Annotated in this window: 3 protein-coding genes; all 3 read right to left on the minus strand. The window is 29.8% G+C overall.

All coding sequences use genetic code 11. The features are described from left to right. Nucleotides 1-108 precede the first annotated feature (108 nt). The 3 genes from ACQPUY_RS15410 to yicI all read right to left on the minus strand — a co-directional run bounded on the left by ACQPUY_RS15410 (nucleotide 109) and on the right by yicI (nucleotide 7,054). Nucleotides 109-2,496 carry a glycoside hydrolase family 95 protein gene (locus ACQPUY_RS15410; protein WP_430842539.1) on the minus strand — a complete coding sequence of 796 codons (2,388 nt, stop codon included), beginning with the start codon at nucleotides 2,494-2,496 and terminating at the stop codon, nucleotides 109-111. Between the two features lie 8 nt (nucleotides 2,497-2,504). Beyond that, nucleotides 2,505-4,643: a beta-glucosidase family protein gene (locus ACQPUY_RS15415; protein ID WP_430842541.1), complete on the minus strand. Its 2,139-nt coding sequence runs from the start codon at nucleotides 4,641-4,643 to the stop codon at nucleotides 2,505-2,507. 80 nt (nucleotides 4,644-4,723) lie between these two features. Continuing rightward, complete coding sequence (yicI, locus tag ACQPUY_RS15420) at nucleotides 4,724-7,054, minus strand: alpha-xylosidase (protein WP_430842543.1); 2,331 nt, start codon at nucleotides 7,052-7,054, stop codon at nucleotides 4,724-4,726. Nucleotides 7,055-7,704 lie beyond the last annotated feature (650 nt).

Here is a 7,704-nt window from a genome sequence, read left to right on the forward strand (position 1 = left end):
CTAAATATTAATCTATTTATCTTATAATCTATAACTATTTTATCATATATAAATATTATCTAAAACTAAAAGACACCTAGTAAATCTAAGTGTCCTCACGTATTAATTCTATATAATTATTTTTTCTTCTCCTATTGCTAGTGAATAACTTTCTTTCTTCACTTCACTATAGTTTTCTAGGTTTCTTCTATATTTAAGGTTGCAAATCCCATAAACTGTTGATTTTACTTTTAGGGATATCAGTTTATTATCTTTCCATTTTATATCTAATATAAATCCACCTCTTGCTTTTAGTCCTTTAACTTCTCCGACTCTCCACTCTTTATGAATTGATGGTAGTATTTCTATATATTCTGTGTGGCTTTGAATTAGCATTTCTGCAATTCCTGCTGTTCCTCCAAAGTTTCCATCAATTTGAAATGGTGGATGAACACAAAATAGATTAGGATAAGTTAATTTATTTAATAAGGTTTTTAAATATTTATAAGATAGTTCTGAATCCTTTAGTCTTGCATAAAAATTAATTATCCAAGCACAGCTCCAGCCTGTATGTCCTCCCCCTTGTGATAATCTTCTTGAGAGAGTATTTTTACATGCTTCAAGTAAATGCGTATTTTTATATTCTGTAATTTCTTTTCCTGGATATAATCCAAATAAATGAGAAATATGCCTATGGCCGGGTTCTTTTTCATCAAAGTCTTTAAACCATTCTTGAATTCCATCAAATTTATTTACCTTATATTTAGGTAGCCTATATAAAGCTTTTTGTAATTGATCTCTAAACTCTAAATCAATATCTAGCTCTTCACTTGCTTTGATTACATTAGTAAATAAATCTCTAGTTATTGCTATATCCATAGTTGATGATTTGCTAGCTGCACATGGTCTTCCCTCATTATCTAAAAAGTTATTTTCAGGAGATGTTGATGGGCATGTATTTAGCACTCCATCACTATCTTTTTTTAACCAACTTAATAGGAAATTAGCTGATCCTTTTAAAACAGGGTAGTACTCCATTAAAAATTCCTTATTTCTAGTAAAGTCATAATGCTCAAATATATGTTGACATAGCCATGGACCTCCCATAGGCCAATATCCCCATTCACAGCTTCCTAAAACAGTATTTGAATATCTCCAAATATCAACATTATGATTTGCTGTCCACCCTTTAGAGTTAAATTCTTCTTTAGCTGTTCTAACTCCTGATATACTAAGATCTTTAATCATATTTAATAATGGATCATGACACTCTGAAAGATTACAAACCTCTGCTAGCCAATAATTCATTTCTGTATTTATATTTATAGTATAATTACTACTCCAAGGTGGTCTTACTTCTTCATTCCATATTCCCTGAAGGTTTGCTGGTTGACTTCCCTTTCTTGAAGAACTAATTAAAAGATATCTTCCATAATGAAAATAAAGAGTTATTAAACCTAAATCTTCTTCTCCATTTTTAAATTTTTCAAGCCTTTCATTAGTTGGAAGTTCTTCTATATTTACTGCTTGCCTATCGCTACTACATTTCAATGTATTTATAACTTGTCCATCATCTCTTCTATTTTCTCTACTAACTTCTTTTCCTAAGTTAAATTCTACTCTAGAAAATAATTCTCTATATTCATCTAAATGATTATTAAATAGTTCATCATAAGCTAATTTACTTGCTTTATTTATAATACTTTCACTTAGAGCCTTTTCATTTTTTCCTAAAGAACCTTGCTTTATATTAAACTTTTCAAAGTTAGTACTTGCTGATAATATTAAAACTACTTCACTTGAATTTCTAACTTCTAGTCTATTTCCATCTATATTAACTTTTCCATCTTTATTTATAGCTCTTAACCTTGTACAGAATTTTGTTCCTAACTCATTATTTTTATCATAAATTATAGTTTCATCATTAACATAACTTGGTAGAATTTTAATTGGCGCTATTCCATTTAAAGAAAGTCCTACTCCTCCATCTTTAGAAATCTTACTTCTTAATAAACTATCTAGCCTTACATCAAAATTAAGGCTCTCCTCTTTAGTAGAAGTTATTTTTATTACTAATACCTTATCTTTTGCAGATACAAAGGTCTCTCTTTTAAATTCCACATTTCCTATATTATATTTTACTGTTACTAAAGCTTTATCTAAATCTAGTTCTCTAGTATAATTTGAGTATTTTTCATCTTCATAATAAAAATCTAAATATAAATTTCCAAGTGGAGCATAGGACTCTGTATATCCTGATAACATTTCCTTATTTATTATTTCTTGAGCTTCGTAATATTTTTCATTATTTATTAGTTCTCTAACTTCTTCTAAATAATTTTCACTATTATAATTAGTTTTATCTTCTGGAATACCAGTCCATAAAGTATCTTCATTTAAGGCTATTCTTTCATTAAATACCTTTCCTAAAATCATAGCTCCCAAGTTTCCATTACCAAGAGGGAGTCCATCTACCCACTTTTCAGCTGGCTTTTTATACCAAAGCTTCTTACTCATAGATATATTTAGAATTTATAATCCTTTTCTAAATTAATACTTTCTTTTAATAATATATTATCTGAAGATGAACCAACTAAAATATTGAATTTTCCACTTTCTAAAGTCCATGCATTTTTATCTTCATTATAGAAAGCAAAATCATTTTTATTTAAATTTATATTAACTATCTTAGTTTCTTTAGGTTCCAAATGTATTTTTTCAAAACCTTTTAATTCTATATTAGGTCTCTTTACGCTAGATTTTTCATCATTTATATAAACTTGAACTACTTCTGATCCTGATACTTCACCTGTATTAGTTAATTTTAAAGATACTTTAATATTAACATCATCTTCTAATTCATTTACTTCTACTTTTAAATCATTATATTTAAAAGTTGTATAAGATAAACCATGTCCAAATGCAAATAATGGTTCAACATCATAAGTTGAGAAATATCTATAACCTACAAATATATCTTCATCATATCTAACCTTCTCTTTTCCTGGGAACTCTCCAAGACAGTGAGCTGGTGAATCTTCTAATTTAACTGGAATAGTTACTGGTAATTTTCCTGATGGATTAACATCTCCAAATATGACTTCAGCAAGGGCTGTTCCTCCTTCCATTCCATTATAAGAAGTTTGTATAATTGCCTTTGCATTATCTGCAAAGCTTGACATATCTACTGGTGATCCTGTTGATATAACTACAACAGTATTTTCATTAACCTTTAATAATTCTTTTATAACTTCATCTTGTTTATAAGGAAGGGACATATCTGTTTTATCATTACCTTCACTATCTATATTTATTAATTGTTCTTCTTTCTTTGTAGATTCTAAAGCGTTTTGATATAATTCAAAATCTTCCTTAGTATGTTTTAATCCTCCAACAAATATTACTGCATCAGATTTTTTTGCTATATCTATTGCTTCTTTTAAAACTTCTTCTCTTTCCTCTTCATTATGAGTATAACCTTTTGCATATTTAACTTCTGTATTTCCACCAAGTTTCATCTTTAATCCAAGAAGTGGAGTTATTTCATATAAAGCCTTAATTTCTGCTGATCCACCACCAGCCGAATGTCTTATATCTGCATTTTCTCCTATAACTGCTATTGTCTTTATTTCTTTTTCCTTTAATGGAAGTACATTCTCTTCATTCTTTAATAGAATTATTGATTCTCTAGCTATTTCTAATGTTTTTTCTCTATTTTCATAGCTATTATAAGCTCCTTTTTTTCTATTTTCCGAGAACATATTTATTCTATACATTAATCTTAGGATATTTCTTATCTTATCATCTATAACTTCTTCCTTTACTATTCCTTTTTCTACTGCATGTATCATTGGATTTGCAAAGAAGTATTCATCGAAATTATAAGTTACTGACATTTCTATATCCATTCCAGCTTCTGCTGCTTCCTTAGTATCATGAATTCCAGACCAATCTGATATTACTACTCCATCAAATCCCCACTCATCTCTTAAAATCTCTTGAAGAAGTTTTGGATTATGAGCACAGTATTGGTCCCATATTTTATTGTAAGCAGTCATTATAGAATAGGCATTACCTTCTTTTACCGCTGCCTCAAAGGCTAGAAAATATATTTCTCTTAATGCTCTATCACTAACTACAACATCTACATTTAATCTTTCAGTTTCTTGATTATTTACTGCAAAATGCTTAACACAAACTGCCACATCATTTTCTTGTACACCCTTTATATATGGAACTGCCATTTCCTTTGTTAAGTATGGATCTTCAGACATATATTCAAAGTTTCTTCCTCCTAAAGGACTTCTAATTATATTTATTCCTGGTGCTAGTATTATGTCCTTTCCCCTACCTCTTGCTTCATTTCCTAGAACGTATCCTTCTTTATAGGCAAGTTCTCTATTCCAAGTTGATGCTAAGGCAGTATTACATGGAAGATAAGATACATAATCATCACTGTACCCATATGGTACCCAACTATTATCTGGGAACTCATTTCTTACTCCCATTGGACCATCAGACATTTTTAAAGGCTTTATTCCAAGTCTTTTTACTCCTTCAGTTCTAAAAAGCCCTGCTCCATGTATCATTCCAATCTTTTCTTCTAATGTTAGGCATTTTATTATTTCTTCTATTTTATTATCAAAGTTATTTTCCTTCTTCATCAAACTCTTCCCCCTTATATTAGTCTTATAGCCTCAGTTAAATTTAATTTTAAACTGAGGCTACATTATTAATTGGTGTCTTAGATAGTAACTATTATTTTATTAGTATTAGGTGTTAATCTTATACCTGAATCTTCTAATTTAGCTTCAGCTCCATCTACTTTTTCAATTTCAAATATTCCATTTAGTAATATGTTGTAGTTATCTTTAGACTCTACATCAAAAGTAATAGTATTATTAACTTTCAATGCCTCAGCCTTTAATACAACCTCTGCATTTTCATTTAAAACTTCTACAGAAGATTCTTTGTTATCTACTAAATTAAATACCCTTAAAGTTACATCTTTTCCATAATCATAGTTTGGAACATTATCTACTGCTCCAACAGGAATTATGCTATTTTCTTTAACCATCATAGGAATACTTAAATATCCATGGTTTTCTCTAACCCATTTTCCACCTTCATAAACTTTTCCAGTTATAAAGTTTGTCCAAGTTCCTTCTGGTAAATAATATTCTGCTATTCCTTCTTCATTAAATATTGGTGCTACTAATATATTATCTCCAAGCATATATTGTCTATCTAAGTATCTGCAAGTTGGATCATATTGATTTTCTAATATCATAGATCTCATTACAGGAATACCCTTTGTTGATGCATCATAAGATGTTTTATATAAATATGGCATAATGCTACATTTTAATTTTGTAAAGAATCTAACTACATCACAGGATTCTTCATCATAAAGCCATGGTACTCTATAAGATGTACTACCGTGTAATCTACTATGGGATGATAATAATCCAAAGGCTGCCCATCTCTTATATACATCTGGTGTCGATGTACTTTCAAATCCTCCAATATCATGACTCCAGAAACCAAAACCTGACATACATAAGGATAATCCTCCTCTTAAGCTTTCTGCCATTGATTCATAATCTGAAGTACAGTCACCACCCCAATGTACTGGGAATTGTTGTCCTCCTGCAGTTGCTGATCTTGCAAATAATACTGCTTCTTTTTCTCCCTTAACTTCTTTTATTACATCAAATACTACTTTGTTATAAATTTGAGTGTAGTAATTATGCATCTTCACTGGATCTGATCCATCAAAGTACTTACAGTTTGTTGGGATTCTTTCACCAAAGTCAGTTTTAAAGCAATCTACTCCCATTTCCATTAAGTCTCTAAGCTTATCTCCATACCACTTGCAAGCATCTGGATTAGTAAAGTCTACAATGGCCATACCAGGTTGCCACATATCCCATTGCCATACATCTCCATTATTTTTCTTAATAAAATATCCCTTTTCTTTTCCTTCTTCAAAAAGAGTTGATTCCTGTGCAATATATGGGTTTATCCATACACATATTTTTAATCCCTTACTCTTTAATCTTTCAAGCATTCCCTTTGGATCTGGGAAAACTCTATTATCCCATTCAAAGTTACACCAATTAAAGTCCTTCATCCAGAAACAATCAAAGTGGAATACATGAAGTGGAATATCCCTATCTGCCATTCCATCTACAAATTCATTAACTGTTTTTTCATCATAATTAGTTGTAAATGAAGTAGTAAGCCATAAACCAAATGACCAAGCTGGTGGTAATGCTGGTTTTCCAGTTAATGTAGTATAATTTTCTAAAACTTCCTTCATATCATTTCCTGTGATTATATAGTAATCTAAATATTCACCAGGAACACTAAATTGAACCTTTGTAACTAGTTCTGATCCAACTTCAAAGGATACTCTTTCTGGATGGTTTACAAATACTCCATATCCTTTATTAGTTATATAAAAAGGAATATTTTTATAACTTTGTTCTGTACTAGTTCCACCATCTTCATTCCATATGTCAATAGATTGTCCATTCTTAACAAATGGAGTAAATCTTTCACCTAAACCGTATACAGCTTCACCAACAGATAGGCTTAGCTGATCTCTCATATATGTTTCAAATCCTTCTTCATCTAAGAATTTTCCACCTTCACCCTTTAAATATGCTGAGCTTCTGTTAGAACTTTTAGTTAAGTATTTATCTCCATTGTAAAATTCCATAGAAAAATTATCTTTATTTATTTTTACACTTAAATCTCCAGATTTAACTTTTATTAATTCATCAGTTTCTTCTGCAAATATATTTAAATCGTCTTCTTTAACATCAAAATATGGTCCTACATCTTGTGTACCCATATAATGATATGCTCTAATTCTAAGTACATTTTCTAAAGGTGATGAAATCTTATATGTTATAACTGGTCCCCCTAAAGTATCTCCTCGGTGATTGATTCTATTACATGGAGTATACATAGTTAAAACCTTTTCATTTTTAGCACTACTATAGACCTCTTGAGGACTAAATCTTGTTATTCCATCTTTATTTAGCCAACAACCATTACTAAATTTCATAACTGTTCACATCCTTATTGCATTATTTATTAAATTATTATAGCTTTTCATTTTTTATTTTATCCTAATTATATATTAGATTAACACCTTCTTATACCTAGGAAATTCTATCTATTTTATTGTACTTTTTAGAGAAATGTAGATAAATATAATAATGCTTGTTCCGTCGTTTCACTCCAAGTCACCGCATTATTATATTTATCTACTTATAACTAAAGGAAAAAAGTCACCTTGGTGACTTTTACAAATTTTTGTTGTAATCTCAATATCCTTTAAACTCTATGTGATAATTTTAATATTTCCCGTCGCTTTGCTCCAAGTCGCACAAATATTATATTTATACTCTTTCAACTGAAGGAAAAAAGGCATAAATGCCTTTTACAAAATTCATATTATACTTGTAATAAGTTATAATCTACATATTAATTTCACTCTCCGTCGTTTCACTCCAAGTCGTCAAAACATTATATTTATCCCTCCATAAACTAAAGGAAAAAGGCAAAGGTGGTTTTTTTAATTAAATTTTATTTCTGAACAAAACTAAGAAAAATATAGCTAATGAACAATTTGAAAATAGAACTAAATCGCTAAAAGCGACGGCTGGGGCTAGTGATTAAACTTGATTATATATGGAAAAATAAGAAGTGAAG

The organism is Clostridium nigeriense, from assembly GCF_050585245.1.
GTDB classification, from domain to species: Bacteria; Bacillota; Clostridia; order Clostridiales; family Clostridiaceae; genus Clostridium; species Clostridium nigeriense_A.

Coding starts and splice junctions, on each gene's coding strand:
- ACQPUY_RS15415 (WP_430842541.1), bottom strand. CDS start 4,643: ATGAAGAAGGAAAATAACTTTGATAATAAAATAGAAGAAATAATAAAA.
- ACQPUY_RS15410 (WP_430842539.1), bottom strand. CDS start 2,496: ATGAGTAAGAAGCTTTGGTATAAAAAGCCAGCTGAAAAGTGGGTAGAT.
- yicI (WP_430842543.1), bottom strand. CDS start 7,054: ATGAAATTTAGTAATGGTTGTTGGCTAAATAAAGATGGAATAACAAGA.